This window comes from Vibrio sp. QJM3NY_26, from assembly GCF_057786005.1.
The window spans coordinates 854,539-880,205 of record NZ_CM173516.1; the positions used below are offsets into that span (position 1 = coordinate 854,539).

The window sequence follows — 25,667 nt, forward strand, 5'->3', positions numbered from 1 at the left end:
CAAGCAAACGGTATTTAACATTTATTTATCATTTGATCTTTTTGTAATTTATTTTTACGTAAAGATATTTTATGTAAAGCAATGAATTGTAAGCTTTTCAGGATGAGTGCGTACTTAATGTGATGGGTTGATGTAACAAAATTGTTTCATTCTGGGGTTGATAAATAGCGAGGATGGTTCATAGTACACAAAAGTTAGTTTAATTGTATACAATCTGAACTGGAGGTTCGAATGGCAATTATGAAAGCGATTGAAGCAGCGGTAGAGGTGCTTAAACGTGAAGGTGTAGACATCGCATTTGGTGTTCCCGGCGCAGCAATTAACCCTATGTATGCGGCTATGAAAAAGCTCGGAGGAATCGACCACGTCTTAGCTCGTCACGTAGAGGGTGCATCCCATATGGCTGAAGGGTACACGCGCACTAATCAAGGCAATATAGGTGTGTGTATTGGTACTTCTGGTCCTGCGGGAACGGACATGATCACGGGTCTTTATTCTGCGACTGCAGATTCGATTCCAATTCTATGCATCACCGGCCAAGCGCCACGTGCTCGTCTTCACAAAGAAGACTTCCAAGCGGTCGACATTGAATCTATCGCTAAACCAGTGACTAAGTGGGCGACTACGGTGCTGGAACCTGCACAAGTGCCACGCGCAGTCCAAAAAGCCTTTCATTTAATGCGTTCGGGTCGCCCAGGTCCAATCCTGATTGATCTACCGATTGATGTTCAGCTGGCTGAGATTGAGTTTGATATCGATACCTATGAACCGCTAGAACCTTACAAACCGCAAGCAACCCGCGCGCAGGTTGAGAAAGCATTAACCATGATGTCTCAATCGGAAAAACCGCTGATTGTATCGGGTGGTGGCGTGATTAATGCTGGCGCGTCTGAATTGTTGCAGCAGTTTGCCGAGATCACTGGTGTTCCTGTTATTCCAACCTTAATGGGTTGGGGCTCGATTCCGGATGATCATGAGTTAATGGCGGGTATGGTGGGGCTACAAACTTCTCACCGTTACGGTAACGAAACCATGCTGAGTTCTGATTTTGTGTTTGGTGTTGGTAACCGCTGGGCCAACCGTCATACCGGCTCTGTGGATGTTTACACCGAAGGTCGTAAGTTTGTACATGTGGACATTGAACCAACTCAAATCGGCCGTGTGTTCTGTCCGGATTTGGGCATAGTCTCTGATGCGAAAGCTGCGCTAGAGCTAATGGTTGAAGTGGCGCAAGAGTGGCGTGACGCTGGCAAGCTGCCGAACCGAAATGCTTGGGCAAGTGAGTGTCAGGAACGCAAGTCGACCATGCTGCGTAAAACCAATTTCGATGAAGCGCCAATGAAGCCTATGCGTGTTTATGAAGAGATGAACAAGGCATTTGGTCGTGACACTTGTTATGTGAGCACCATTGGTTTGTCGCAAATCGCTGCCGCTCAGTTCCTGCATGTTTATAAGCCGCGTAACTGGATTAACTGTGGTCAAGCTGGCCCACTAGGTTGGACAACACCAGCCGCATTGGGTGTAAGAGCAGCTGATCCAAATCGCGATATCGTTGCCATCTCTGGAGATTACGATTTCCAATTCATGATCGAAGAACTGGCGGTAGGTGCTCAATTCAACTTGCCATACATTCATGTGTTGGTTAACAACTCCTATCTAGGTTTGATTCGCCAAGCACAGCGTCAATTTGATATCGATTATTGTGTGCAATTGGCGTTCGATAACCAGAATGCGCCAGAGCTTGAAGGCTACGGTGTTGACCATGTCGCAGTAGTTGAAGGCCTAGGTTGTAAGGCGATTCGAGTTCGTGAACCAGAACAGATTGCTGCTGCGTTTGAGCAAGCAAAAGAGCTGATGAATAAGCATAAAGTACCAGTTGTTGTTGAGCTAATTCTTGAGAGAGTGACCAATATTGCGATGGGCGTAGAGATCAACGCCATCAACGAATTTGAGCCACTTGCCGAAAGCCGAGGCGATGCTCCAACCGCGCTGGCGTACAAGTAATCATTAAGTAATGTGTATCCGTAGAGCTGAGGTTTAGCCCTACGGAAAGCCTCCGATAGAGCGAGGCTTTACTACATACAACCAGATTTTTACAGATAAAGAATAAGGACAGAGTCATGGCAAAATTTGCAGCAAACTTGTCAATGTTATTCACGGAAGTTGATTTTATGGATCGCTTTGAGGCCGCTGCAGAAGCGGGCTTTCAAGGTGTGGAATATCTTTTCCCTTACGCCTTTGATGCTCAGGCAATCAAAGCAAAGCTCGACGCTAATAACCTAGAGCAAGTGCTATTTAATTTGCCCGCGGGTGATTGGGACGCTGGCGACCGTGGTATCGCGGTCGACCCAGCACGAGTTGAAGAATTTCAAGCTGGTGTACCTAAAGCTATCGCTTACGCAAAAGCACTCGGCTGTACTCAAGTGAATTGCTTAGCCGGGATTGTCCCGCAAGGTGTGACCCAACAAGACGCGCAATCGGCGTTTGTGATTAACCTGCATTACGCGGCAAACGCGCTAGCAGCAGAAGGCATTAGCTTAGTGATAGAAGCGATCAATACCCGTGATATTCCGGGCTTCTTCTTGAACACGACTGAGCAAGCCAAAGCGATCATTAAAGAGGTAGGGAGCGATAACCTTTCTATCCAATACGATATTTATCACATGCAAATTATGGAAGGCGATCTTACGCCGACCATGCAACAAAACATTGGCCAAATCGCACACGTGCAACTGGCGGATAATCCAGGCCGACACGAACCGGGTACCGGAGAAATCAACTACCCATTCGTGCTCAATTATCTTGATGAGCTTGGCTATCAAGGCTGGGTTGGCTGCGAATACAAGCCAAAAACAACAACGACAGAAGGCCTTGGTTGGCTACACCAGTACCGTTAATTGCGCCTGGTAACCCTCAAACGTTAAGGAGAACAACATGTCTAAAATTGCATTTATCGGAACTGGCATCATGGGTAAACCTATGGCGAGTAACCTTCAAAAAGCAGGTCACGATTTGATTCTGTCGGATCACTTTAATGCAGCACCTGCCGACCTTGTGGCAGAGGGCGCAACGGTCTGCCATTCACCAGCGGAAGCAGCTGAAGCAGCAGACATCGTTATCTTAATGGTGCCGAATACACCACAAGTTGAAGATGTCCTGTTTGGTGACAACGGTGTTGAGAAAGGCCTAACGGCAGGCGGTGCAGCTGGAAAACTGGTTATCGACATGAGTTCAATCTCGCCAATCGCGACCAAAGCAATTGCAGCGCGAATTAACGAAGGCGGCGCGTCATACCTTGATGCTCCGGTATCAGGTGGTGAAGTAGGTGCGATCAATGCTGCGCTGACTATCATGGTGGGCGGTGAGCAAGACGCGTTTGATAAAGCACGCCCTCTGTTCGAAATCATGGGCAAGAACATCACGCTAGTAGGCGACAACGGTGCCGGTCAAACCTGTAAGGTCGCAAACCAAATCATCGTTGCTCTGAATATCGAAGCCGTGTCTGAGGCGTTAGTATTTGCTTCGAAAGCAGGCGCTGATCCAGCACGAGTTCGTCAGGCTTTATTGGGCGGTTTTGCTAACTCGAAGATATTGGAAGTACACGGCGAGCGCATGGTTGAAGGCACATTTGATCCTGGCTTTAGAATCTCGCTTCACCAGAAAGACCTGAACTTAGCGCTAACGGGCGCACAAGAATTAGGTGTCGCACTACCGAACACGGCAAATGCACAAGAGCTGTTTGGCGAGTGTGCCGAAATGGGCGGTGAAGGTTGGGACCACTCTGCGCTTATCCAAGCGATAGAGAAACGTTCTGACCACTCGATTCGCTAATTAATTAGGGCTGCTATCGATTCGTAGCCCAACAGTTTGTTTATAAATCGCGTAGTTTCGTCTCCTTTTATACGCGTTCCTGATACGAGGCAGAGGTTGAAGTTGTTCCTTTCCAACTTGATCTTAGCAGGCACCCTTTGGCCTTGTATCGGGGTTCTTTTTTCCTCCGTCAACTAAGGAGTGGCTGATGGACATTGATGCTAAGCAGTTTCTGCAAACCCTTTTCTCAAGTGCTGTTAATCAGGCGTTACCTAAAAATCACATCGAACCTTTTCTTCCTCAAGACATTTTTTATCGCTCTGCTAATCAAGCTGGGCGTACTGTGGTGATAGGAGCAGGAAAAGCAGCCGCGTCGATGGCCGCTGAGCTAGAGGCCGTCTGGCAGGTTAAGCAACAGCAAGATCTCGCTCTGCGTGACCTTGAAGGTCTCGTCGTGACCCGCTACGAACACACCGCACCTTGCGAACACATTGAGGTGATCGAAGCGGCGCACCCCGTCCCGGATGCGATGGGCTTAGAAGTGAGCCAACGTATGCTGGAATTAGTGAGTGGCCTGAGTGCTGACGACACCGTTATTTGTCTACTGTCTGGCGGCGGTTCTGCTTTGCTAAGCCTGCCCGGTGGCGACATTAGCTTGGCTGAGAAGCAACAAATCAATAAGGTGCTGCTCAAGTCGGGCGCAGCCATTGATGAGATGAACTGTGTGCGTAAACACTTATCGTCTATCAAAGGTGGGCGACTAGCGAAAGCTGCGTATCCAGCAAGAGTAGTCTCTTTAGCGATTTCAGATGTGCCGGGTGATGACATTAGTGTGATTGCCTCTGGCCCAACCGTACCCGACACCACTACGCGTTTTGATGCGATGGCAATTTTAGAGCGTTACCAAATAGAAACACCACGCTCGGCATTTGAATGGTTAAATAATCCAGAGTCAGAAACCGTTAAGCCAGATGACGTCTGTTGGAAAAATGCAGAGCACCATATTATTGCCACGCCGATGTCGGCATTGGAAGCAGCCGCGGCAGAGGCCGAAGGTTTAGGTATTCCTGCTTATGTGCTGAGTGACTGCATTGAGGGGGAAGCTCGAGATGTAGCGAAGGTTCATGCTGCGTTGGCCAAGCAAGTCGCTAATAACAAGCACCCATTTGAGACGCCTTGCGTGATACTTTCCGGTGGCGAAACCACAGTAACCGTTAAAGGCAATGGTCGCGGTGGGCGTAACTGTGAGTTCTTATTGAGCTTGTATAATGAGCTTAAAGGCCAAGACAACATATTTGCATTGGCCGCCGATACCGACGGGATTGATGGCGTGGAGGACAATGCGGGTGCGTGGATTACCCCACAAACATGGCAGCAAGGTTCTAGCCTGTCGCTTAAAGCGCAAGATTACCTCGATGCCAACAACAGCTACGATTTCTTCAAGCAAGTCGATGTGCTTCTTACCACGGGGCCGACGCTGACCAATGTGAATGACTTCCGCGCAATATTGATTCTTTAACTTGAACAGTTCAAAAACACGGTATGGAATGGTCGCTTCTTAACAAATAGAGCGGCCATTTTATTGTTATCAATGCGGTGACCTTGAGTTCTGAGATTATCTTCTGGACTAATGAAGCACGTTGATTACTATGATTTTAGTAACGAGCTGTAAAGGATGCAATATGTCTAGGATCAGACAAAAGAATCAAGATTTAATCATCGAAGTCGCGTGTGAACAATTCGCCACTCATGGTTATGCCGCAACAAAAATGGCTGACATCGCAAAAGCGGCCGACATTCCCAAACCTAACGTATTTTATTATTTCAGCTCTAAAGATAAGCTCTACAATGCCGTGCTTGAAACTGTCACTCAGCCCTTACTAGAAGCATCTCGTCCGATTGAAGAGCTGAGCGATCCTGTTGAAGCTTTATCTCAATATATTCAAACCAAGCTGATTATTTCTCGCGACCATCCACATGCCTCTAAAGTATTTGCCAATGAAGTGATGTCGGGCGCGAAAGTGCTGCCGAAAGAGATTGGTGACGAGCTGTATAAGCAATCACAGATGATTCTTGATAAGTTCTCAACGTGGTCAGCACAAGGTTTAATGGATGACGTTCCTGCACACCACCTGATGTTTACCATTTGGGCGGCGACTCAAACTTACGCCGATTTTGGCTGGCAGATTTGCAGTGTAATGCAGAAAGATCAGCTCGATGACAAAGACTATGAAGATGCCGCTGAATTCATCACCCAATTAGTGATTAAAGGGTGTGGGGTGAAAAGCTAACGTTATTTGAATGTTTTTTTGGGTCTGCGATTGCAGGCCTTTTTTGTTTGTGCATGTGAGTGAGCATATGTGCAAAGCTACTTTTGTGACTTGTTGTGCAATAAGTCATTTAACTTAAAACTGGTTTGATTAGGTATGCCATTTTATTTAAATAACAGGTTATAGTATCGCGAAAATTGGCGGCACTTATTCTTCTGAAAAGCGAAAAGCGAAAAGCTGGAAACTTAAAGATGAAGCCGCTAACGGTATTACGCGCACAACATTAAGGTTTAGCAATGACGCTTAAAAGCTTGGCATGCATCATCAGCACAGTTCTACTGGCAGGCTGCGGTTCGACGGTCACGACGCAAACATACAACGCCGATCTGATCATCACCAACGGACAGGTTCTAACAATCAACTCTGAAATGGATGTGATTGAAGATGGCGTTGTAGTGGTGAAAGACGACCAGATCATCGCAGTCGGTAACGAGGATTTAATGACTCAATATCGCGCAGAAAAAGTGATTGATGCTCAAGATGGAATCGTCATGCCGGGCATGGTCAATGCTCACAACCATTTACCTATGATCGCGTTTCGTGGCCTAGGGGAAGAGGGCATCTCGAATCGTCTGTTTGCTTACTTCTTCCCTCTAGAAGCCGAAAAGTTAAGCCGTGAACTGATTTACAACGCAACTAAGCTAGGCAGCATAGAACTGGCACAAAGCGGCGTGACCACTTATGCCGATATGTATTACCACATGGATGAGATGGCGAAGGCGACCAAAGAAGTCGGTCTGCGCGCCGTGCTAGGTGAAACCGTGATTAAGTTCCCGGTGGTCGATGCCAAAGAACCTTACGGTGGGATTGAGTATGCCAAAGGCTTTATCGAGCAGTACAAAAACGATGAGCTAATCACGCCGGCGTATGCGCCACATGCGGTGTACACCGTGAGTAAAGATAAGTTGCAAGAAATCAATAAACTGTCTGCTCAATACGATGTGCCAGTGCTGATTCACGTTGCTGAATTTCCGAATGAAGAAAAGCGCATCAAAGACGAAACCAAAGCGACATCGCCAGTTGAATACATGGATGAAATCGGTGTGCTAGACGAGCGCGTAGTGATTGCTCACGGTATCCACCTTTCAGAAAACGACCAAAAGCTACTGAAACAAGCTGACGCGGGTATCTCATACAATCCAATGGCGAACGCTAAAGGCGCGACAGGCATTGCACCTGCTTGGGAGATGTACCGTGCCGACATGCGCATTGGCTTAGGAACTGACGGGCCAATGAGCTCCAACCAAGTTGATATCATGCGTACCCTAAGTTACGCAGCGAACATGCAACGATTGAAGCATTCCGATCGCACCATCATGATCCCTGAGCAAGTGATTGAGATGGCGACATTAGGCGGTGCGAAAGCTTTGCACATGGAAGATCAAATCGGTTCTCTTGAAGTCGGAAAGAAAGCAGATATCGTGATTGTAGAGACACAATCAGCGAACATGATGCCAAATTACGACCCATACGCGACATTGGTTTACCAAGCGAACCCAAGCAATATCGACACCACTATCGTTAACGGTCAAATCGTAATGGAAAACCGCGTGATGCAGACGGTTCAACTGGATGAAATCCGCCAAAGTGTCGATGAGTTTGAAACTGATATCAAAGCGTTTGCCAAAGAGCTTTCTAAGAAGGCGATTAAGTCTAAGAGTTTGATGGACTAAGACGTAAACTTGATTCTAAAATCGAATAGAGTGAATGAATAAGTAAGGCCGACATCATGTCGGCCTTTTTGTTACGAACTCTCTCCAGAACCTTACTCCTTGAACCTCGGTTCTTTGGATGAAATCGACGCTTGGTTAATTAAAGCAAGGCTTCGGCTAACTAAAGTAGTACTTAGCTAATTAGAGCAACTGTTGCCGTTAGGAATACCGCTACCTAAGAATTCGACGCGAATTTGTTCGACATCTTTTAGGTACTGGTTGTTCGTTTGCTCGGTTTTATCAAAGTTGTTGAGCGTGACATTCCATGATGAAAACGGAGTGGGTTGGAAGTAGGCGTATTCGAATTTATTCGCCACGGCACCATCGGTGATGATGCTAACATCGTTGGTTGTTGGATCATCTAGGCGGTAATAGAACGCGCGTGAAACAGGATTAGAACTGAACTGATAGTCCTTGTTCTCATATCGGTCTAAATAATTACCCGAACTGGAAACTCGTAAGTTGAGTTGCTTGCCATAAGGTAAGTTTTCCCCTTCTAAGAACACTCGTACCGTGGAAAGCCTAACGCGGTCAAACGAACACAATTGGACTTGTTCTAATGGAATGGTGAAGTTTAGTTGTCCGGTTGTTGCAAAGCTCTCTAGTTGCTCGGGGCTAGAAATGGTGTAGTTGTCGATGGTGAAATCTTGTGGTGCTGGTTGGAAAGAAGACAGAGCATTTACATACTCACTTTCGACAGTAGCCAAATCAAACTGGTAGTCCAAGTAGCTTTTATTCAGAGAAGGCGTAACTTCGCTTGGCTTCAATGCCCAATATTCGTATGCCTGAACATAGTTAGACAAAGCAACGAACATCGGACGCTTGAAGTGCATCAATACTCGTGATAGTTCACGTTCAATCGAATCGAAGCTGTCGGTGTCTACTTGATAACCCTCGATCGCATCGTTCAATCTTTGTTGTTGATTGATAGTCACATTATTGGTGAGTAAGAGGTCTACCAACTTCGCTTGCTCGTGAGCAAAGTTAAGCTGCGTGATGTTAATTGCCTTACCGAGCAGAACCTGCTTTTCGAGTTCGAGTAGGTATTGTCTTGATCCTTTGATACCTAAGCTATCGGCATATCTTAAGTTGCTGCGGATCTCGGTGATCATCAGATCCCACGCCAGATTGCTTTCATTGATGGTTGGGATGTTGAAGTTAAAGCCATCCATCGCTTCAGATACCTTCTGGAGCTTGATGGTTGATTTAATATCCGCGGTTAACTGAGAAATGCCAGAAATCGTTTTGGTCACGCTATCAATAATGCCTGTGACGGACTTGATATTGGTGACGAGGTTTTTCGCTTTTTCTAATGCTTCAGGTGTTTTAGCCAATTGCTCGGTTAGGTCATTCACACCAGAAAGGTTGCCTGTGAATACACCACTCACGGCGCTTCCAATTTCGGCTATTGCTTTGAATATTGCTAGAGCCGCATTGAGTTGTTGTTGGGTTTTCCAATTCTCGACACCAACTAAATAAGTGGTTCTTGAACTGAGAGTGACCAGTTCTTGTGCTTTATATTGGCTATCGACCTCGGTCAGGCTATCGCCTATCTTGTCTATGTTGGATTGGGTTTGTGTGATGATCGAACTCTGAGCGCGTAGAACGTCTTCGATGTTAGCGAGTGCTAACTTGGCGGCTTCAATTTTGTCTTCAATGACCGTGTTTCTATCTTGAATAATGTCCCATTGAGTTTGATACGCGATCATAGCGTTCAAATAGGCTTCGTATTTATCTTGATATAACACCTTGTCGAGATAAGGAACGTAATTGCTCTCTTTGGTGCTGAAGCTAATGAATTGCTTGAACGCGACCGTTTGTAGGTAAAGGTCGGAAAGAATTGGATCGTCTTCAACCACTGAGCCTGAATAACGCAAGCTCTGTTCAACCCAATTGATGAGGTCGAGGCTAAGCTCTGGGTTGGTGTCATATAAGCTGGCTGCCATATCAAAAGAGCGATTAACAATGTCTGTAAAAGGTTCAGTAGCCAGTTTCATTTGCCCAGTAATGTTCGAGTCAATGGTCGTTCTTCGGTAGTGTTCTCCTGCCAATACCACGGACTCGCCATCACCAGTTTTTCCTGTTAGGGCGTCTCGTGTAATGCTGCCATCGCTTTGGAAAGCGAGCACATTAATGGGTGTTTCTATTTCGCCGGCAATCACAGAAATTGAGGCTGCAGAGCCTTGCTGTCCGAGCACAAACGTTGGCGTGCCTTGGCCAACGATTTTTCGCGCAAAAATAAGGATGTTTTGGTTGTTTACAAGCAAGTTGAAATTCTCTGGAATTTCAATGGTATCTGCAAAAACGACGATTTTTGAGGGTTGAGTGACGTAAAGGTTTTGTTCTGCTATCCAATCACTGAGGTTGATGTGTAAATCGGATGTGGAACGAGATAGAACGCCGACATCGGAATAGGCCGATTGAACCCAAGTTGGGTATTCGGTTGAATTGGGTAAATTGTTCAGTTCAAGCCAATCGCTAGAAAAAGCCTGTGGAGAGAATGAAAGAGAAATAATAATAGGTAGAAGTCTCATATTGATGTCCTGTCGAAATTAGTATTTGCCAAATTTTGGGTAGCAGAAGCCAGCACCTTAATTTTGATAAGGTGCGGCTTTCTGTTAGGGATATATTTTTGGCTATTGCGTTATATTTTTTGTGTTTTTATATGATCGAGAGGTCTATGGACTATTCCATTTCTTGGATATATGCATTGTTTGCGAACGCTTTTGCTTTCTCACTAATATTACTCCAGTTACTTTCTGCAACCGTTGTATTGGCAAGAGCGCCTATTGCGCCAAGCATTGCGTCGTCTTTCATGATGTCGGCATTATTCTGGGCTTGTTCTAAGGCAACGAGCAGTGAAGTAAAGTCGGCATTCATTTTCTGCCAATTTAGTTTCAGCTTATTAATATGTGGAATCGCATTTTCTATTTGTTGAGAAATCATATCGATACTCTCTGAAGAGCGATGATAAGAGTTATATATTTTCTGTGTGTAAGTTAACTGTTCTTGAAGCTCTTTTACTTCGTTTTGTAATTCGTTACGAAGTTTGCGTGCTTTTTCTGCTTTATCGCCATATACGCCCATGATTGGACCTGCAACCAGAGGGAACCATGCATAAGTCACCGCGGTAGAGGCGACCGTAACGTAGTGAGTGTAATCTTTGTTGAGTTGAGTAATACGCGCATTGATGTCATTCACTCGCTGCTGAAGCGCGCTGCCATCGTCGCTTAGGTAACCGTTGTGAGTGCCTTCCAACACATCTAACTGCAATTTTTGTGTATCTAATGTAGCTGAAAATTCTAATAGGTTACCGCCAACGTCAGACACTTCTTGTTGGTATCTCATGGAAAAACTCTGCAGGCTTTTCAGGTAAGCGATCGCCACCTTTCTATTGCGTTCTACCGCTTCGATATCTTCCGGGAGCGGCGAGAATGCTTTGGCCAGCATTTCATTCAAAGCATCACTAAGTGGGTTAAGCATGTAGTCTTTAATTTGGACGTAATTGGCCAAGCTTAATGAAAGACCAACGATGCTTGGATAAAGATCTTTTTTCCAATAAAAGGCGGTATCGTGAATATTTGAGTATTGCTGAACCAGTGCTTGGAAATTAGAGAAAGGAATGTCGTTAGGAATACTTAAAGTAGATTTCATACTGGCTTCTGTCACCGGCAGCGCTAAAGCGCCTTCGACATACGCTTGGATTTGATACCACTCTTGTTGCTTAAGAATAAAATTGTCAGTCTCTAGATCGATAAAGACCCCATTTTCACCGATGATCGTGTCGTAGGTGACTTGAGGTATGTTTTGTTCAGTTGACGCTTGGTTGATTTGAACTGGAGCTGCTTGAGAAGTGAGTGCAAAAGAGGAAAGTAGCCCAATCGAAATCGAAGATAATACGAGTGTTCTTGTGATTTTTTTCATTATTTAGCCCTGTTAGATTTGTTATTAGCTTTTTGCAAAGTCAATAATCCCCCTACCATTTAGATGGTATTTTTAAATATTTATGAAGGGTTATTGAATATTTTAATATTGTTATTTTTGTGATTATTTTTTGTTCTTTAAAACTAACCTCTTTAATGTGTTTTTTGTTTTTATAAGATTTTGCCAATCTATAGCAGATTTATAATGAAAAGTTCTATTTAGGTCACACATTTGGATTCATATTGATCGTTTGTTGATCTATTGAATTTAATGATATTTGAATCATTAGTTTTGGTTCTTTTGTCAGGCTAGGTATGGAAAGGTCTCGAGAGGTTTTCATTCTATTCATAAAGGTGGTAAGTGATAAAAATATAATTATCGCCATTATTCGTATTATTACTAAATCTGTTGATTAATTTGATGAATATATAAATAGAACGAACGTTTTAAATTTGATCTGTGCCAAATAATGTACGGGTGATTTGATATTTACCGAAGGGGTTATGAGTGATTTTTTATTAGTGAATGTTTTATTAGTCAATCTTATATTAGATAGAGTTAAATTAGGTTTTCTTAATTATTGGCGGTTTATGTTTTTGGTTTATTGAGTCGAAATTATTTAGGAAATAGATTGATAAATAGACTGAGAGGCATCAGGTTTACATTTTTTGGGATGTTTACGGGTGTTTTCGAATCATTGCGGACGTTTATGGAGGTTTGCCCATCAAAGCCACTCGCTTTGGCTTGCAGTGTTTGATGGGCAAGTGTTTCAACTAATGGTTATTCATCGCCAATTTACCAAGCTTCATTGCAGCAGCATGGTGGCGGTGCATCAGTTGCTCCATGTCTACGCCAATAACGGCACCATCATTAACTCGCCATTTTCCGGCTACCATTACTTTATCCGCTTGTTGAGCACCACAAAGTAGTAATGCAGCGAGTGGATCGTGGCTACCAGAGAAGCGAATATCATCGAGCTTGAACATTGCGATGTCGGCTTGTTTGCCAACCTCTAGTGTACCAATGTCGGTTCTGCCCATTGCGCGTGCCGAGCCTGATGTCGCCCAGCGCAGTGCGTCAAAGTGTGAAACATTGGCAGAACCATATTGCAGGCGCTGTAAGTACATCGCCATGCGCACTTCGGCAATCATGTTCGAACCGTCATTCGAGGCGGAACCATCCACACCCAGTCCGACTTTTACGCCTGCTGCTTCAAGGTCGTTGTTCTTACAAATACCGGAAGCCAACATCATGTTGGACGTCGGGCAATGGCTAATGCCAATGCCTGCTTTACCCAAACGTTTGATCTCTTCTGGATTGAAGTGAATACCATGAGCAAGCCAAGTGCGTTCGTTCAGCCAACCCACATCTTCGAGATAATCGACAGGGCGCAAGCCAAACTTCTCAATACAGAAGTCTTCTTCATCCAAGGTTTCGCAAAGGTGCGTGTGCATCATTACGTTTTCACGCTCACTGATCTTGGCTGTCTCTTTCATTAGATCTGTGGTGACTGAAAACGGCGAACAAGGCGCGAGTGCGATTTGAATCATCGCCCCTTCATCACGCTGGTGGTAATCGCGGATTAAGCGTTCACTGTCATCAATGATGGTCTGTTCGGTTTGAATGGTGTGTCGTGGAGGTAGTCCACCTTCATCTTCCCCAAGGCTCATGGAGCCGCGAGTAAATATGGCTCTAACGCCTAGTTTCTCTGCGGCCTCGACTTGTAAATCGATGGCGTGCTCTAGCCCGTTAGGTATTAAGTAATGATGGTCTGACGCTGTCGTACAACCCGACATCATTAGCTCAACCAGCGCCAGTTCAGTGGCAAGGCTCATCATCTCAGCATCGAGGTTAGCCCAAACAGGGTAGAGGCTTTGTAGCCAATGGAAGAGTTCTTTATTCAGTGCGCCGGGGTAGGCACGCGTTAGGGTTTGATAGAAGTGGTGGTGCGCATTGATAAGCCCAGGAGTCACAACATGACGAGAGGCGTCGACGCTGTAATCTACGGGTAAGGTTGGTTCTTTGTGTTTGCCAACCAGCTCAATGATTGTATTACCTTTAATGACAATACCGCCTTCTGCATCAGCCAGCGAGCCAGTGTAGATTGCGAGAGGATTCTTAATCCAGATGGTTTCCATTCATAGTAGTCCTTAGCCATCTCAGCCTTTTCAGGGAAGAGGGTCTTTATTGGTATTTGCTGTTGATAGATAAATTCGAATCAGGGGCGTTAAAACGTTCAATGTTCTAATCATTCCCTGATTCTGTGAAAATCGGTTTACGCTAGTCAGTGAACCAGTTAATTAGGGAATCAGCTAGTTCGTTTTTGGCTCAGGGTTTTCTGATGCCGCTTGAACGTCTGCTTCTGTACTTGCTTGTTGAATCTCTAATTGCTCGTCTGAGTGTCGTTCTTCTTCAGCTTGCTCTTTCATTTCTAGCTCAACTTGCGCTTGGCTTTCGGCCAGTGCTTCTTGCTCTTCTGCTCGTGAAGACTTTGGTAAAACAAGGTTCAATAGCACCGTCATGATGGTGCCTGTTGTAATGCCAGAGTGAAGGAAATTAGCCAAATCATGTGGCAAGTGTTGCAGCAATCTTGGTTCGAAAGTGACGGCCAAACCAGACGCCAAACCTACACAGATTACCAAGGCATTTCGCTTGGTGTCTGCGGCTTTGATCAACATGCGGATACCCGCGTAGGCAATCATACCGAACATCACAAAACCCACACCACCTAGAACAGGTTTCGGAATCGTGACGGCAATAGCGGCTAATTTCGGGAATAAACCACCTAAAATTAGCAAACCACCGGTTGCAGCCACTACATAGCGACTTGCTACACCTGTGATACCTACAATGCCGACGTTTTGACTGAACGACGCCAATGGCATTGCCGTTAAAATCGAAGATAAGGTACTACCAAGTCCATCGCCTAATAGACCACGTTTTAAGTCTTTACCGCTGACTTGGGTTTGGCAGTTGTTGCCTAGTGCCATGAAGTCACCTGTTGCTTCGGCGATAACCACGATGTACACCAAGCTCATGCTGATGATGGCACTCGCAGAAAAGGTAAAGCCATATTTGAAGGGCTCAGGTCCGCCAACCCAAGCGGCAGAGCTGATTTGCTCAAGGTCGACCATGCCGAGTGATAGCGCCACAATGTAACCGCCCGCTAAACCAATCACGATGGCCGAAGCGGCAACCGCGCCTTTACAGTAAACCGATACGCCAACCACAATCCCCAAAGAGATCAGTGCTAGAAACAGCTTTGGCAGCGTGGCGAATTGTTCTGTGTTGGCAGGAGAGTCTCCGACCCAGTTCATGGCAACCGGTAAAATGGTTAAGCCGATTAAGGTAACCACTACACCACTTACCACGGTTGGGAACAGTTTCCGAACCTTGTCCATATAGAAGCTGGCACCAATCACCACGAACGAGCCGATAAGCGCTGAGCCCATGATTGCGGCGACACCGCCTTCGTTGCCGATTGAAATGGCGACGCCCAAAAAGGCAAAGCTCGAACCCATCACCACGGGCAGTCGAATGCCAACAGGGCCAAAACCGAGACATTGAGCGACGGTCACAATACCTGACGCCAGCAGCGCAGCATTGATCAGTGATACGATCTCTGTATTAGGTAGGCCGATAGAAGCACCAACAATAAGGGGGACAGCAACAATGCCACCAATCGAAGCGAGCATGTGTTGCAATGCGAGTAGGAAGGTTAATCCGTGAGGCGGTCTTTCATTTAGGGTGTACAGAAGTTTCATTTGATATTCCTCTGCCTGCGTTTCCGTTTACAGGCGATTGGCGGTCAAATAATGACTTCTACAAACTGCGTAGGGTCATAAAAAAGGTGCACCAACCGAGCGGATATTTGTGTGTTCCACTGATTAGCACAATTAGCTTTTTCTTAAAAATGTTGTTCTAGCATGTGTCTTGATAGCTTGGCTTGTGAACAAACCAAGCACTCATTCTTGAGCCATCTCTAAATGGCCAAATGTCTAAGCGACGGCCCAAGAACGATTTGATTAACCGATGAACACGAGCTTCGCGACAAAAATCGCGGCTAGGAAGTACATCGAAATTGATACGTCTTTTGTTTTGCCTGTCGCTAATTTCAATACCGTGTAGGTAATGAAACCCAGTGCGATACCATTTGCGATAGAGAAGGTCAGTGGCATCATCAGCGCGGTAATGGCTGCAGGTGCGCCGTTGGTGAAGTCTTTCCAATCAACGTGTTGCATGCTGCTCATCATCACAAACGCCACGTAAATCAACGCGCCAGAGGTTGCGTAAGCGGGGATCATGCCTGCAAGTGGAGATAGGAAAATTGCCGCTAAGAACAACACACCAACCACAATTGCCGATAGGCCAGTTCGTGCGCCGGCTGCAACGCCTGCTGCACTTTCTACATAACTGGTGACTGGCGGACAACCCACACACGCACCTGCCACACTTGAGATACTGTCGGCTTTCAGCGCTTTGCTTAGTCCTTCGATCTTGCCTGTCTCAGGGTTCGTCAGATTTGCACGCTCAGCCACGCCCATCAAAGTACCCGCGGTATCGAACATGTTGACGAAAAGGAAAGCCAAGATAACGCTGATCATCGAAACATCAAGCGCACCCATAATGTCCATTTTTAGGAACGTAGGCGCTAAACTTGGTGGCGCTGCGAAGAAGCCGTTGTAATGAACTAAGCCAAGCATCATGCCGACCAGAGTCACACTCAAAATTCCGATTAACACGGCACCAAATATTTTACGCTCACTGAGTACCGCGATGATCAAGAAGGCGATAGCGGCCAGTAGAGCTTCAGGTTTAGTAAAATCCCCTAAAGAAACCAAAGTCGCTGGGTTTTCGACGACGATGCCCGCTGTTTTAAGACCAATTAGGCCTAAGAATAGACCAACGCCCGCTGTCATGGCATAGCGCAGACTCACCGGAATACTTTCGATTATCCATTGTCGAACCTTGTAGAAACTCATCCCGACAAACAAGATGCCGGAGATAAACACCGCGCCCAACGCCACTTCCCAGGTGTAGCCCATTTCGCTTACTACCGTGAATGAGAAGAAGGCATTCAAGCCCATGCCTGGTGCAAGGCCGACAGGCCAGTTCGCAAATAGTCCCATTAACAAACAACCGATCGCAGCACCAATACAGGTTGCGACGAATACCGCCCCTGCATCCATACCCGATGCGGCCATAATTTGTGGGTTAACGAAGATGATGTAAGCCATAGTGGCGAAGGTAGTCACACCCCCCATTAATTCATCTTTCACGCTGCTTCCGTGGGCCTTAATTTTAAAGAGTTTCTCTAAAATTCCGTTATTCGCGTCTTGGTTGAGTATTTCTGTTTTACTCTCACTCATGTCAGCAAGTCCTTTTATGTTGTGATCCATTTATTGAATACAGCGAGATTTCAATATTAAGTTTTAAGCTTTTTTCCTGGCCGTTATTTCTTTAGTTATCTGTTGTTTAGTCATCAACTCTCTAACTAATAACGTTGTTAGTATTTTTATATGAGCGTGTTTAGTGAGCGCGCATCATTTTAGATGCACGCACGAATCTGTTTATTATTCGATGGTTGAGCCTAGTTCTAAGTGCTAGGACACGGGACTAACTGCCCCGATAGGTGGAGAAACTGTAAGGCGAGACGAGAAGAGGAACGTGATAATGCGCTTCTGGATCATCTAAGCCGAAACGAATAACCACATCGTCTAGGAAAGGTACGCCATCCAATTCCACACCTTTGCTTTTGTAATAATCCGCAACGTAGAACACCAATTGATATTTCCCAGGACGGAAATCATTCCCTGCCAGAATCGGCGCATCGGTTCGGCCATCGGAGTTGGTGATGACCGTCGCCAGCTTTTCTGTTGAGTCTTCATTGACCTTATAAAGCTCTACTTTGATCTCTGTGCCCGGTAAGCCGTGCGTGGTGTCTAATACGTGTGTTGTTAATCTTCCCATAGTCCTTTAATAGCGCTTTTAGCGCTCCTCTGTTCCGTGGTTTATCTGTCTGTTTCGACCTTGCAAAGAATGCAACTGGTCACTTTGTTATCACTAACTATGTACGAACTGTACACAATTAGTAAAGCGAATTGTTGGAAAAATGTTAACTATTGTGTCGTTTTTTCTGACTTTATAGATCTTGATTATCGTTTTTTGGTGAGTTTTGGTTTTATTAAGTTGTTGTTTTTAATTATTAATAGTGCGTAAATTTAACTTGAATAACAAAATCTTTACATTGAGATAAATAATTGTATACAATAAATGCACAGGGGTAAGGTTGCTCTGTTTATCGAGAATCCATTTGGTTGAATCATTTGGTGACTGACTTAAAGAGCGGCTAAGCCAACCACTTATGTTAGGAGTACTTGGATGAATAAGGATTATTCAAGAAATTTGATCGGTTACGGAGCTAACCCTCCAAACCCTCAATGGCCAGGTAATGCGCGCGTCGCGGTTTCTTTTGTATTGAACTATGAAGAGGGCGGTGAGCGTTGTTTGTTACATGGAGACGACGAGTCTGAAGCCTTTCTCTCAGAGATCCCGTCAGCACAACCGATCAAAGGCGAACGTCACATCAGCATGGAATCCATCTATGAATATGGTAGCCGTGTAGGTGTGTGGCGTGTTCTTCGCTTGTTCGATGAATATGAAATCCCACTGACTGTATTTGCTGTCGCAATGGCGATTGAGCGTCATCCAGACGTTGCCAAAGCCATGGTCGAAGCGGGTCACGAAATCTGTAGCCACGGTTATCGTTGGATAGACTATCAATACATTGATGAGTCTGAAGAGCGTGACCACATGACTAAAGCGATTGAGATCATCCAACAAGTGACGGGGCAACGCCCGCAAGGTTGGTACACAGGTCGAACGGGTCCAAATACGCGTCGCTTGGTTGCAGAAGAGGGTGGTTTTCTTTACGACTCGGATGCCTACGACGATGACTTGCCGTATTGGCACACCGAGACTGGTTATCCGCAACTGGTGATCCCATACACTCTCGATGTGAACGACATGCGTTTTTCAACCGCGCAAGGCTTCAACTCGGGTGAGCAGTTCTTCCAGTATCTGAAAGACACGTTTGACACCCTTTATATGGAAGGTGAAACCGCACCGAAAATGATGTCGGTTGGGCTGCATTGTCGTTTGATTGGTCGCCCCGGTCGTATTGCTGCCTTAAGACGTTTCCTCGATTACGTCAAAGAGCACGAAAGCGTGTGGTTGTGTCGTCGAATCGATATTGCTAACCATTGGCACCAACATCATCCATATCAACCAAATAACGCTATTCATCAACCGCAAAAGTAGCAGTGAAGCAAGGAGGCTTAACGTGACTGAATTTCGATCATGCCAACCAACAACCATGGACCGCGATACCTTTGTCGCTCACTTCGCTGATGTTTATGAGCACAGCCCGTGGGTTGCAGAACTGGTGTATGACCAAGGTTTGAATGCCGAAGACGACCATATCGAGAATCTTCATCTGAAAATGGCATCGACCTTGTTAAGTGCAGACCAAGGCAAACAGTTGGCTTTGATCAACGCTCACCCGGATTTAGCCGGTCGAGCAGCAGTAAACGGCGAACTTACCGAGTCGTCGACCAAAGAACAAGCGGGGGCGGGCATCGACCAGTGCAACGCCGAAGAATTTGAAAAATTCACTTCTTACAATAACAGCTACAAAAGTCGCTTCAATTTCCCTTTTATCATGGCGGTGAAGGGAGCCAATCGTTACCAAATTCTTGAGTCGTTCGAGATGCGATTAGGAAATGATAGTGAAACTGAGTTTGCTACGGCGATTCAAGAGATCAACAAGATCGCGATGTTTCGTCTCTGGGATATGTAAGTTAACGGAGTTAACAGCTATCTCAGCCCAGTCTTAGTGCGCTAAAGGTTTGATTTGTAAAAACATAAGCCACTAAGTTCTCATTTTATTATTACTTGATTAATTTCATAGGATTACACGGACATGACCCATAAATTTGAACAGTACATAAACCTTGCAGACGAAAAACTCGGCGCAGAAGCGATCTTCGCAACCGACGATTTTTTCGCGGATAAAAGCCGTCTACTCAGCCACGCAGCACCAGAGTGGAAAGACGACTTATACGACGACAACGGCAAGTGGATGGACGGTTGGGAAAGCAGACGTAAACGCGGTGAAGGTTACGACTACTGTGTCGTTCGCCTTGGCCTAGCTGGCACCATTGCTGGCGTTGATATTGATACCTCATTCTTCACAGGTAACTTCCCACCTTCGGCATCAATCGACGCGTGTTACTCACCACAAGGTGAGCCAACTGACTCAACAGAGTGGCAAGAAATTCTGCCTTCAATGGCATTACAGGGTGATCATCATCATCTTGAAGCAATCGAAAGTGACCAAGTATTTACGCACCTACGTTTGAACATCTATCCAGACGGCGGTGTCGCGCGCTTACGTGTTTATGGCCGACCAAGTGTGGATTGGGACGCAATAGATTCTCAGCAACAAGTTGACCTAGCATCGGTTGAACACGGTGGCCGAGCACTGGCATGTAGCGATGAGCACTACGGCAATAAAGCCAACATTTTAGGCCCAGGCCGCGGTGAAAACATGGGTGATGGCTGGGAAACAGCACGTCGTCGTACACCGGGTAATGACTGGGTTATCGTGGCACTAGGCCACCCAGGTAACATCGAACGCATCGTTGTTGACACAGCTCACTTCAAAGGTAACTATCCTGACAGCTGCTCGATTCAAGCGGCCTACGTGAAAGGCGGTACCGACGATCAAGTAGAAACACAAAGCCTATTCTGGCGTGAACTGTTGCCAGCACAAAAGCTGCAAGCGCACGAGATTCACGAATTCATTTCTGAGGTAAACGACCTTGGTGCAATTACCCACGTACGTGCAAACATATTCCCAGATGGCGGTATCAGCCGTTTGCGTCTGTTTGGTACGAAGGCGAAATAGGTAAGGAAATCAGATATGAGTAATGGAATACGTCGTTTATCCATCGAACCGTTAACCAAGCAGGCTTTTTCAGAGTTTGGCGATGTTATCGAGTCCGATAATAGTGATTTCTTCATGATCAACAGTGGATCAACACGTCGCTACCACAAGCTAGCGACAACGGATGTGCAAGACCAAGACGGAGAAGCGATCATCAGCATCTTCCAAGCCACACCGTTGAGCTACCCACTGACCATCAAAATGTTAGAGCGTCATCCACTTGGCTCTCAGGCATTCATTCCATTACTTGGTCAACCCTATTTAATTGTTGTTGCGCCAAAAGGCGATGATCCAACATTAGCCAATAGCCGAGCTTTCTTGAGCAACGGCCGTCAAGGAGTGAACTATCACAAAGGGGTGTGGCACCACCCAGTTCTTGCGCTTACTGATCAAGACCAGTTCTTGATCGTCGATAGAGGCGGCGAAGGGCACAATTGTGATGAAGTTTATTTCGACAGCGATCGAGTGGCATTGCATTTGGACGATCTGCCAACGGACGACAATAAGGAAGAGCAACGCTTAGCTAAAGCGTTGTGATACAGGAGTTTATTATGGATCCGCATATTACAGAGTGGTTGAATTTAGCAATACGCTGGGCTCACATGATTGTTGGTGTTGCGTGGATAGGCGCATCATTTTACTTTGTTTGGTTAGAGAACAACCTTAATCGAGTAAACCCAAAAACGGGCCTTTCAGGCGACTTATGGGCAATTCACGGCGGTGGTATTTATCATCTAGAGAAGTACAAACTTGCGCCACCAGAAATGCCAGAGCACCTGCACTGGTTCAAATGGGAAGCTTACTTCACGTGGATCACCGGTGTGTGTCTACTGGGTGTGGTTTATTACCTTAACGCGGAGATTTACCTGATTGCACCGGGCTCTGGCCTTGATTCAACAACGGCAATCGCGATTGGTATTGGTTCATTCGTTGCTGGTTGGTTTATCTACGACTTACTGTGTGATTCACCATTAGGTAAAACCCCGGTACTGCTTGGCGTTGTGCTGTTTGTGTTGCTCGTTGCTGCGACCTATGGCCTAACTCAAGTGTTCAGTGGTCGTGGTGCTTACATCCACGTGGGTGCCATCATTGGTACCATCATGGTGGGTAACGTATTCCGCGTCATCATGCCTGCACAGCGCAACTTAGTGAAAGCGATTGAAGAGAAGCGCGAACCGGATCCTGCATTGCCAGCGAAAGGCCTACTGCGTTCTCGTCACAACAACTACATGACACTGCCAGTGCTGTTCATCATGATCAGTAACCACTTTCCAAGCACTTATGGCTCGGAATACAACTGGCTGATTCTTGCTGGCTTAGCGATCTTCAGTATCTTGGTGCGTCACTATTTCAACACCCGTCATGGTAGCCAGAAGTTCGCATGGACAGTACCAGTAGCAGCATTGGGTATGATCACGCTTGCGTTTGTTACCTCGCCTTACGCCAAAAAGCAGATGACTCCGGTTGTGCAAGCACCTGTGGTTCAAGAAGTGCAAGTAAGTGCGACTGAATCGGCGACAGAAGAGCTTGCTGAAAACGGTACTGCTTCAACTACGGCTAGTTCTCAAGCTGCACCAGCAGATCACGCAATGCAAACTGCTAGCGCAGGCGTAAGCTTTGAAACCATCAACAAAGTCATTCAAGAGCGCTGCTCTGTGTGTCATTCATCAACCCCTAGCCACGCCGCTTTTGCTGCTGCGCCAGCCGGTGTGATGTTTGATACCCCAGAAGAGATTAAAGCCAACGTCCCGAGGATTGTTGCTCAAACCGTAACAACCAAGGTGATGCCGCTCGGCAACATGACTCAAATGACCGATGCAGAACGCGCACTCATCGGCACTTGGGTAGAGCAAGGCGCTACGCTTCAATAGCAGTACTTTGCAATAGCAGTACTTTGTAATAACAGTACTCAGCATCCTTTACCTAAGAGCATGAGTCTTAGGTGAGGCTTGGGGAGAGTTTGGTTTCGGGCACGCGCCAAACTCATCCCACCCTGTTTCCCCGGTTCCTATAACCGGGGCTTTTTGTTTTTGGACAATCGGGAATAGGAAACAGAAAACAGGAAATGTGAAGCTGAATATCGGTCGCTTTATTCGTTAAATCTGCGGAATGAAGATAGGCGAACTAAACGGATTGGCGAGATTGAATATTACAAACCGCATAGCCGATGCAGTGATAGATACAGTCGAGCACTTCTTGCTCTTCGCCTTGGATCTTGGATTGCAGCCCTTTGATGCCTTTCTCTGTTGGCATAATAGGACCAAATGCAATAATGGCTGCTACAAAATTCGGTTCGCTATCAATGGCTTTCTGCCAAGTCTTCGAAAACGCCGCGGTCGACTCGTAATTTAAGTGCTCATTGATGATCTTTGCAAACAGAGGCTCAAGCTCTTTGGCAATATCGGCTTTTCTGTCGAAGTGAGCATTAATCCCTGATTTAGACACACCGGCTTTTTTAGCAATATAAGCAAAGGTTGCCTTGTCGAAGCCTTCATTTAATGCGATATCAAATGCAGCATCGATGATCTTTTGTCGTGTAATAATCGCTTGTGCAGCGCTTGCTCTTCCCACTCTTGCCTCCGAACGTTGGATGATGGTTGTATTTTATGTGCCATCGATAATAAGCAGTCACAGGCCGTAGAATAAAGGCACATAGCTTGCGATACAATCGATCGTTGAGTAACTGAACATTAATGGGTCCAAACAGGCCTCATCGAGTTCATGCTATTGAAATTATACATTTAGCATATAAAATAGAGGTTGTTAACCTTTATTCTTAAAAGGCTCGAAATGATGACCAACTTGATACATTCCCCATTAAGCAGTCACAAACTGACTAGCGCCACTGATTACATCAACACCACGTTTTCAGCGAACAAGGCCGACCTGTCAGCCAAGCTAGATAGCCATAAGCAAATTGTTATCTCATCGTCGAATGGAACGGTATAAAAAGGATTCAAGGGGAAGGGGTGGCCCTATGTTCAAATTTAGGAACCCAACTCCAATAGAGTTGAGCGGTTATTCTGACTTTTGGTTACGAAGTAGCTTGACGATAAGTGCGACTAAACGTAGACTGCAAAAATAAAGGGTGACACCCCTTATTTTGAGCGGATATAACAACAGCTAGTTGGCTTTGGCTAATTAATAATTAGCGATAAAACAAAAATTACGATCAAATAAAGGGTGTTAACCTTTAAATTGTCATTGAATATTAGTGTGTTACTGATGATGTCAGAGTCGTCGAGGCTTATTTCTGGAGATAGTGATGGGAGAAGAAGTGGAACCAATTTACGTTTTTCTTGGTATTAGCAGCATCGTGATGACTGTTCTATGCATTGTCGCTGCATTTCTGGTCTATCGCATGATCAAAGGAGATATTGAGGATAGATGGTGATTTTCTCAGATTGAATCGTTGCCAAAGTAAGACACGACATTTCAACAACCATTTGCCAGCCCTCAACTAAGACACCAGCTTTAGATGAGGTTTCGGGGGAGTTTGATCGCAGGCATACGTCAGACTCATTTTCCCCATCTTCCCCCGGCTCCTATCGCCGGGGATTTTTTGCCAAAAAAGGGCGATACCCTTTAAGTCGAAAGGCCAACCGGAAACTAACAATGAAAACTACGTTAATCGCTGCAATGATCGCGGCACTATCAATTCCATCGATTGCTAACGCTAAAGGCTCAGAGTTTGGTTTAGGCCTTACTGCTGCTTACTCACCTAACGTTTACAAAGGTGGCGACACGGAAGTAACACCGTTCCCACTTCTGAGCTATGACAATGGCCATTTCTTCATTGAGGGTGTTCAAGCTGGCTACCGTTTAGCGCCAAAAGGTTCAGTGAGCAACATTGTGTTTTTCGCAGTGTATGACCCACGAACGCTTGAGGCTAGTGAATCTGACGATGCAGATATCAAAAAGCTCGATGATCGCGATTCTACCTTTATGGGGGGGGCGGCCTACGTGCTTACTACCAATATTGGCGAGTTCCGTTTAGGTGCCGGTACTGACATTGGTAGTGTTCACAATGGCTTGTATGTAGAGACTCGATACAGCTATCACATGAACTTTGGCGCGTTTGGCCTTATTCCTGCGATTGGTTACTCGCTTAACAGTGACAAGCTTAACGAACATTTATACGGCGTATCTGCTGCTGAAGCGTCCAGAACTCGCTTCGATGAATTTAAGCCTGATTGGTCTGGCCGTTACTTCGTAGGCCTGTCTGGTTACATGTACTTATCTAAGCACTTGCGTCTAACTGGCGGTGTTCGCTACGAGAACCTGGACAGTGAAATTGAGAAGAGCCCTATCCTTGATAACACCACTTCAGTTATGGGTAATGTTGGCGTTACCTACCTGTTTTAAGTAATCCGATTACCAATGCAGGAACGAGTCCATTGTTCCTGTCATTAGTTTCGTTCACTCAGCTAATCTTTTGATTGATCTATTCTGGATGAAAAAGCATTAACTACAAATTCAGTCACTGTGCTGATTTTTTCAATGCTGCATTGGCAAGATTTATATGCGTACTAAAGTTATATACGCTGGCGTTACTTACCCCAGCAAGACAGAAATGATAACCACCAATATGGCCGCTGGGCTTAATTGTGATTTGGTTCTCTCTCGGCTCAGAAATGACTGGTCACTTGAGAACGCGCTTACTAAAAAGCGTGGTAGTAACAACCCAGACCGAAGTCAATACAGATACAAAGGTAAGTATTACGATACACAAGAAGAGCTGATTGTAGCGAACAAGAACCCTCTCATTAGTTATCGTGGCGTTCTTAACAGGGTTAACCGTAATTGGAGCTTTGAAGACGCTTTGAACCTTCCAAGTGGTTCGAGAAAACCTAAATATTGATATGAAGACCTAAAACTAGCCAG

The 25,667-nt window shown here is 45.7% G+C and carries 21 protein-coding genes; 14 read left to right on the plus strand and 7 right to left on the minus strand.

Features of this window, described 5'->3' with window-relative positions; all coding sequences use genetic code 11:
- The first annotated feature begins 231 nt into the window (after positions 1–231).
- The 6 genes from gcl (at position 232) to AC3CH4_RS19125 (ending at position 7,813) form a co-directional block, all read left to right on the plus strand.
- Positions 232–2,004 carry a glyoxylate carboligase gene (gene gcl, locus AC3CH4_RS19100; RefSeq protein WP_488544290.1) on the plus strand — a complete coding sequence of 591 codons (1,773 nt, stop codon included), beginning with the start codon at positions 232–234 and terminating at the stop codon, positions 2,002–2,004.
- A gap of 116 nt (positions 2,005–2,120) precedes the next feature.
- Complete coding sequence (hyi, locus tag AC3CH4_RS19105) at positions 2,121–2,897, plus strand: hydroxypyruvate isomerase (protein WP_017075254.1); 777 nt, start codon at positions 2,121–2,123, stop codon at positions 2,895–2,897.
- 37 nt (positions 2,898–2,934) lie between these two features.
- Positions 2,935–3,831, plus strand: a complete 897-nt coding sequence (locus tag AC3CH4_RS19110; protein ID WP_488544291.1) for a 2-hydroxy-3-oxopropionate reductase — start codon at positions 2,935–2,937, stop codon at positions 3,829–3,831.
- 187 nt (positions 3,832–4,018) lie between these two features.
- Positions 4,019–5,329, plus strand: a complete 1,311-nt coding sequence (locus AC3CH4_RS19115) for a glycerate kinase type-2 family protein (protein ID WP_488544292.1) — start codon at positions 4,019–4,021, stop codon at positions 5,327–5,329.
- Between the two features lie 163 nt (positions 5,330–5,492).
- Complete coding sequence (locus tag AC3CH4_RS19120) at positions 5,493–6,101, plus strand: TetR/AcrR family transcriptional regulator (RefSeq protein WP_019826185.1); 609 nt, start codon at positions 5,493–5,495, stop codon at positions 6,099–6,101.
- A gap of 275 nt (positions 6,102–6,376) precedes the next feature.
- Positions 6,377–7,813: an amidohydrolase gene (locus AC3CH4_RS19125; protein ID WP_488544293.1), complete on the plus strand. Its 1,437-nt coding sequence runs from the start codon at positions 6,377–6,379 to the stop codon at positions 7,811–7,813.
- A 176-nt stretch (positions 7,814–7,989) separates the two neighbouring features.
- On the opposite strand, the gene AC3CH4_RS19130 is transcribed toward AC3CH4_RS19125, so the two are convergent.
- The 6 genes from AC3CH4_RS19130 to uraH all read right to left on the minus strand — a co-directional run bounded on the left by AC3CH4_RS19130 (position 7,990) and on the right by uraH (position 17,746).
- The gene (locus AC3CH4_RS19130; protein WP_488544294.1) at positions 7,990–10,386 is read right to left on the minus strand and encodes a hypothetical protein; all 2,397 of its coding nucleotides are present in this window, start codon (positions 10,384–10,386) and stop codon (positions 7,990–7,992) included.
- A gap of 151 nt (positions 10,387–10,537) precedes the next feature.
- Positions 10,538–11,776, minus strand: a complete 1,239-nt coding sequence (locus AC3CH4_RS19135) for an alpha-xenorhabdolysin family binary toxin subunit A (protein ID WP_488544295.1) — start codon at positions 11,774–11,776, stop codon at positions 10,538–10,540.
- 773 nt (positions 11,777–12,549) lie between these two features.
- The gene (locus tag AC3CH4_RS19140) at positions 12,550–13,914 is read right to left on the minus strand and encodes an 8-oxoguanine deaminase (RefSeq protein ID WP_017075243.1); all 1,365 of its coding nucleotides are present in this window, start codon (positions 13,912–13,914) and stop codon (positions 12,550–12,552) included.
- Positions 13,915–14,088: 174 nt separating this feature from the next.
- Positions 14,089–15,540, minus strand: coding sequence for a solute carrier family 23 protein (locus tag AC3CH4_RS19145; protein ID WP_372307032.1), 1,452 nt, complete (start codon positions 15,538–15,540; stop codon positions 14,089–14,091).
- Between the two features lie 261 nt (positions 15,541–15,801).
- Complete coding sequence (locus AC3CH4_RS19150) at positions 15,802–17,145, minus strand: NCS2 family permease (RefSeq protein ID WP_017075241.1); 1,344 nt, start codon at positions 17,143–17,145, stop codon at positions 15,802–15,804.
- A gap of 247 nt (positions 17,146–17,392) precedes the next feature.
- Positions 17,393–17,746, minus strand: a complete 354-nt coding sequence (gene uraH, locus AC3CH4_RS19155) for a hydroxyisourate hydrolase (RefSeq protein ID WP_017075240.1) — start codon at positions 17,744–17,746, stop codon at positions 17,393–17,395.
- Positions 17,747–18,157: 411 nt separating this feature from the next.
- Between uraH and puuE the strand changes: the two genes are divergently transcribed.
- The 5 genes from puuE to AC3CH4_RS19180 all read left to right on the plus strand — a co-directional run bounded on the left by puuE (position 18,158) and on the right by AC3CH4_RS19180 (position 22,654).
- Positions 18,158–19,096, plus strand: coding sequence for an allantoinase PuuE (puuE, locus tag AC3CH4_RS19160; protein ID WP_488544296.1), 939 nt, complete (start codon positions 18,158–18,160; stop codon positions 19,094–19,096).
- Positions 19,097–19,118: 22 nt separating this feature from the next.
- Positions 19,119–19,634 (plus strand): 2-oxo-4-hydroxy-4-carboxy-5-ureidoimidazoline decarboxylase, encoded by a 516-nt coding sequence (gene uraD, locus AC3CH4_RS19165; RefSeq protein ID WP_102424562.1) that lies wholly within the window; start codon positions 19,119–19,121, stop codon positions 19,632–19,634.
- Between the two features lie 123 nt (positions 19,635–19,757).
- The gene (gene alc / locus AC3CH4_RS19170) at positions 19,758–20,744 is read left to right on the plus strand and encodes an allantoicase (RefSeq protein WP_137406819.1); all 987 of its coding nucleotides are present in this window, start codon (positions 19,758–19,760) and stop codon (positions 20,742–20,744) included.
- 15 nt (positions 20,745–20,759) lie between these two features.
- Complete coding sequence (locus tag AC3CH4_RS19175; RefSeq protein ID WP_488544297.1) at positions 20,760–21,320, plus strand: ureidoglycolate lyase; 561 nt, start codon at positions 20,760–20,762, stop codon at positions 21,318–21,320.
- Positions 21,321–21,334: 14 nt separating this feature from the next.
- Positions 21,335–22,654, plus strand: a complete 1,320-nt coding sequence (locus AC3CH4_RS19180; protein ID WP_237298838.1) for a urate hydroxylase PuuD — start codon at positions 21,335–21,337, stop codon at positions 22,652–22,654.
- 253 nt (positions 22,655–22,907) lie between these two features.
- On the opposite strand, the gene AC3CH4_RS19185 is transcribed toward AC3CH4_RS19180, so the two are convergent.
- Positions 22,908–23,354, minus strand: a complete 447-nt coding sequence (locus tag AC3CH4_RS19185) for a TetR family transcriptional regulator (protein WP_171314291.1) — start codon at positions 23,352–23,354, stop codon at positions 22,908–22,910.
- 222 nt (positions 23,355–23,576) lie between these two features.
- Between AC3CH4_RS19185 and AC3CH4_RS19190 the strand changes: the two genes are divergently transcribed.
- The 3 genes from AC3CH4_RS19190 to AC3CH4_RS19200 all read left to right on the plus strand — a co-directional run bounded on the left by AC3CH4_RS19190 (position 23,577) and on the right by AC3CH4_RS19200 (position 25,644).
- Positions 23,577–23,732 (plus strand): hypothetical protein, encoded by a 156-nt coding sequence (locus AC3CH4_RS19190; protein WP_171314292.1) that lies wholly within the window; start codon positions 23,577–23,579, stop codon positions 23,730–23,732.
- 666 nt (positions 23,733–24,398) lie between these two features.
- Positions 24,399–25,148, plus strand: coding sequence for a MipA/OmpV family protein (locus tag AC3CH4_RS19195; RefSeq protein WP_488544298.1), 750 nt, complete (start codon positions 24,399–24,401; stop codon positions 25,146–25,148).
- A 157-nt stretch (positions 25,149–25,305) separates the two neighbouring features.
- Positions 25,306–25,644, plus strand: a complete 339-nt coding sequence (locus AC3CH4_RS19200) for a hypothetical protein (protein WP_265974132.1) — start codon at positions 25,306–25,308, stop codon at positions 25,642–25,644.
- Positions 25,645–25,667 lie beyond the last annotated feature (23 nt).

Bases quoted from the DNA above. Each gene is read 5' to 3' on its own strand.
- gcl (WP_488544290.1), top strand. From the start codon at position 232: ATGGCAATTATGAAAGCGATTGAAGCAGCGGTAGAGGTGCTTAAACGT.
- hyi (WP_017075254.1), top strand. From the start codon at position 2,121: ATGGCAAAATTTGCAGCAAACTTGTCAATGTTATTCACGGAAGTTGAT.
- AC3CH4_RS19110 (WP_488544291.1), top strand. From the start codon at position 2,935: ATGTCTAAAATTGCATTTATCGGAACTGGCATCATGGGTAAACCTATG.
- AC3CH4_RS19115 (WP_488544292.1), top strand. From the start codon at position 4,019: ATGGACATTGATGCTAAGCAGTTTCTGCAAACCCTTTTCTCAAGTGCT.
- AC3CH4_RS19120 (WP_019826185.1), top strand. From the start codon at position 5,493: ATGTCTAGGATCAGACAAAAGAATCAAGATTTAATCATCGAAGTCGCG.
- AC3CH4_RS19125 (WP_488544293.1), top strand. From the start codon at position 6,377: ATGACGCTTAAAAGCTTGGCATGCATCATCAGCACAGTTCTACTGGCA.
- AC3CH4_RS19130 (WP_488544294.1), bottom strand. From the start codon at position 10,386: ATGAGACTTCTACCTATTATTATTTCTCTTTCATTCTCTCCACAGGCT.
- AC3CH4_RS19135 (WP_488544295.1), bottom strand. From the start codon at position 11,776: ATGAAAAAAATCACAAGAACACTCGTATTATCTTCGATTTCGATTGGG.
- AC3CH4_RS19140 (WP_017075243.1), bottom strand. From the start codon at position 13,914: ATGGAAACCATCTGGATTAAGAATCCTCTCGCAATCTACACTGGCTCG.
- AC3CH4_RS19145 (WP_372307032.1), bottom strand. From the start codon at position 15,540: ATGAAACTTCTGTACACCCTAAATGAAAGACCGCCTCACGGATTAACC.
- AC3CH4_RS19150 (WP_017075241.1), bottom strand. From the start codon at position 17,145: ATGAGTGAGAGTAAAACAGAAATACTCAACCAAGACGCGAATAACGGA.
- uraH (WP_017075240.1), bottom strand. From the start codon at position 17,746: ATGGGAAGATTAACAACACACGTATTAGACACCACGCACGGCTTACCG.
- puuE (WP_488544296.1), top strand. From the start codon at position 18,158: ATGAATAAGGATTATTCAAGAAATTTGATCGGTTACGGAGCTAACCCT.
- alc (WP_137406819.1), top strand. From the start codon at position 19,758: ATGACCCATAAATTTGAACAGTACATAAACCTTGCAGACGAAAAACTC.
- AC3CH4_RS19175 (WP_488544297.1), top strand. From the start codon at position 20,760: ATGAGTAATGGAATACGTCGTTTATCCATCGAACCGTTAACCAAGCAG.
- AC3CH4_RS19180 (WP_237298838.1), top strand. From the start codon at position 21,335: ATGGATCCGCATATTACAGAGTGGTTGAATTTAGCAATACGCTGGGCT.
- AC3CH4_RS19190 (WP_171314292.1), top strand. From the start codon at position 23,577: ATGACCAACTTGATACATTCCCCATTAAGCAGTCACAAACTGACTAGC.
- AC3CH4_RS19195 (WP_488544298.1), top strand. From the start codon at position 24,399: ATGAAAACTACGTTAATCGCTGCAATGATCGCGGCACTATCAATTCCA.
- AC3CH4_RS19200 (WP_265974132.1), top strand. From the start codon at position 25,306: ATGCGTACTAAAGTTATATACGCTGGCGTTACTTACCCCAGCAAGACA.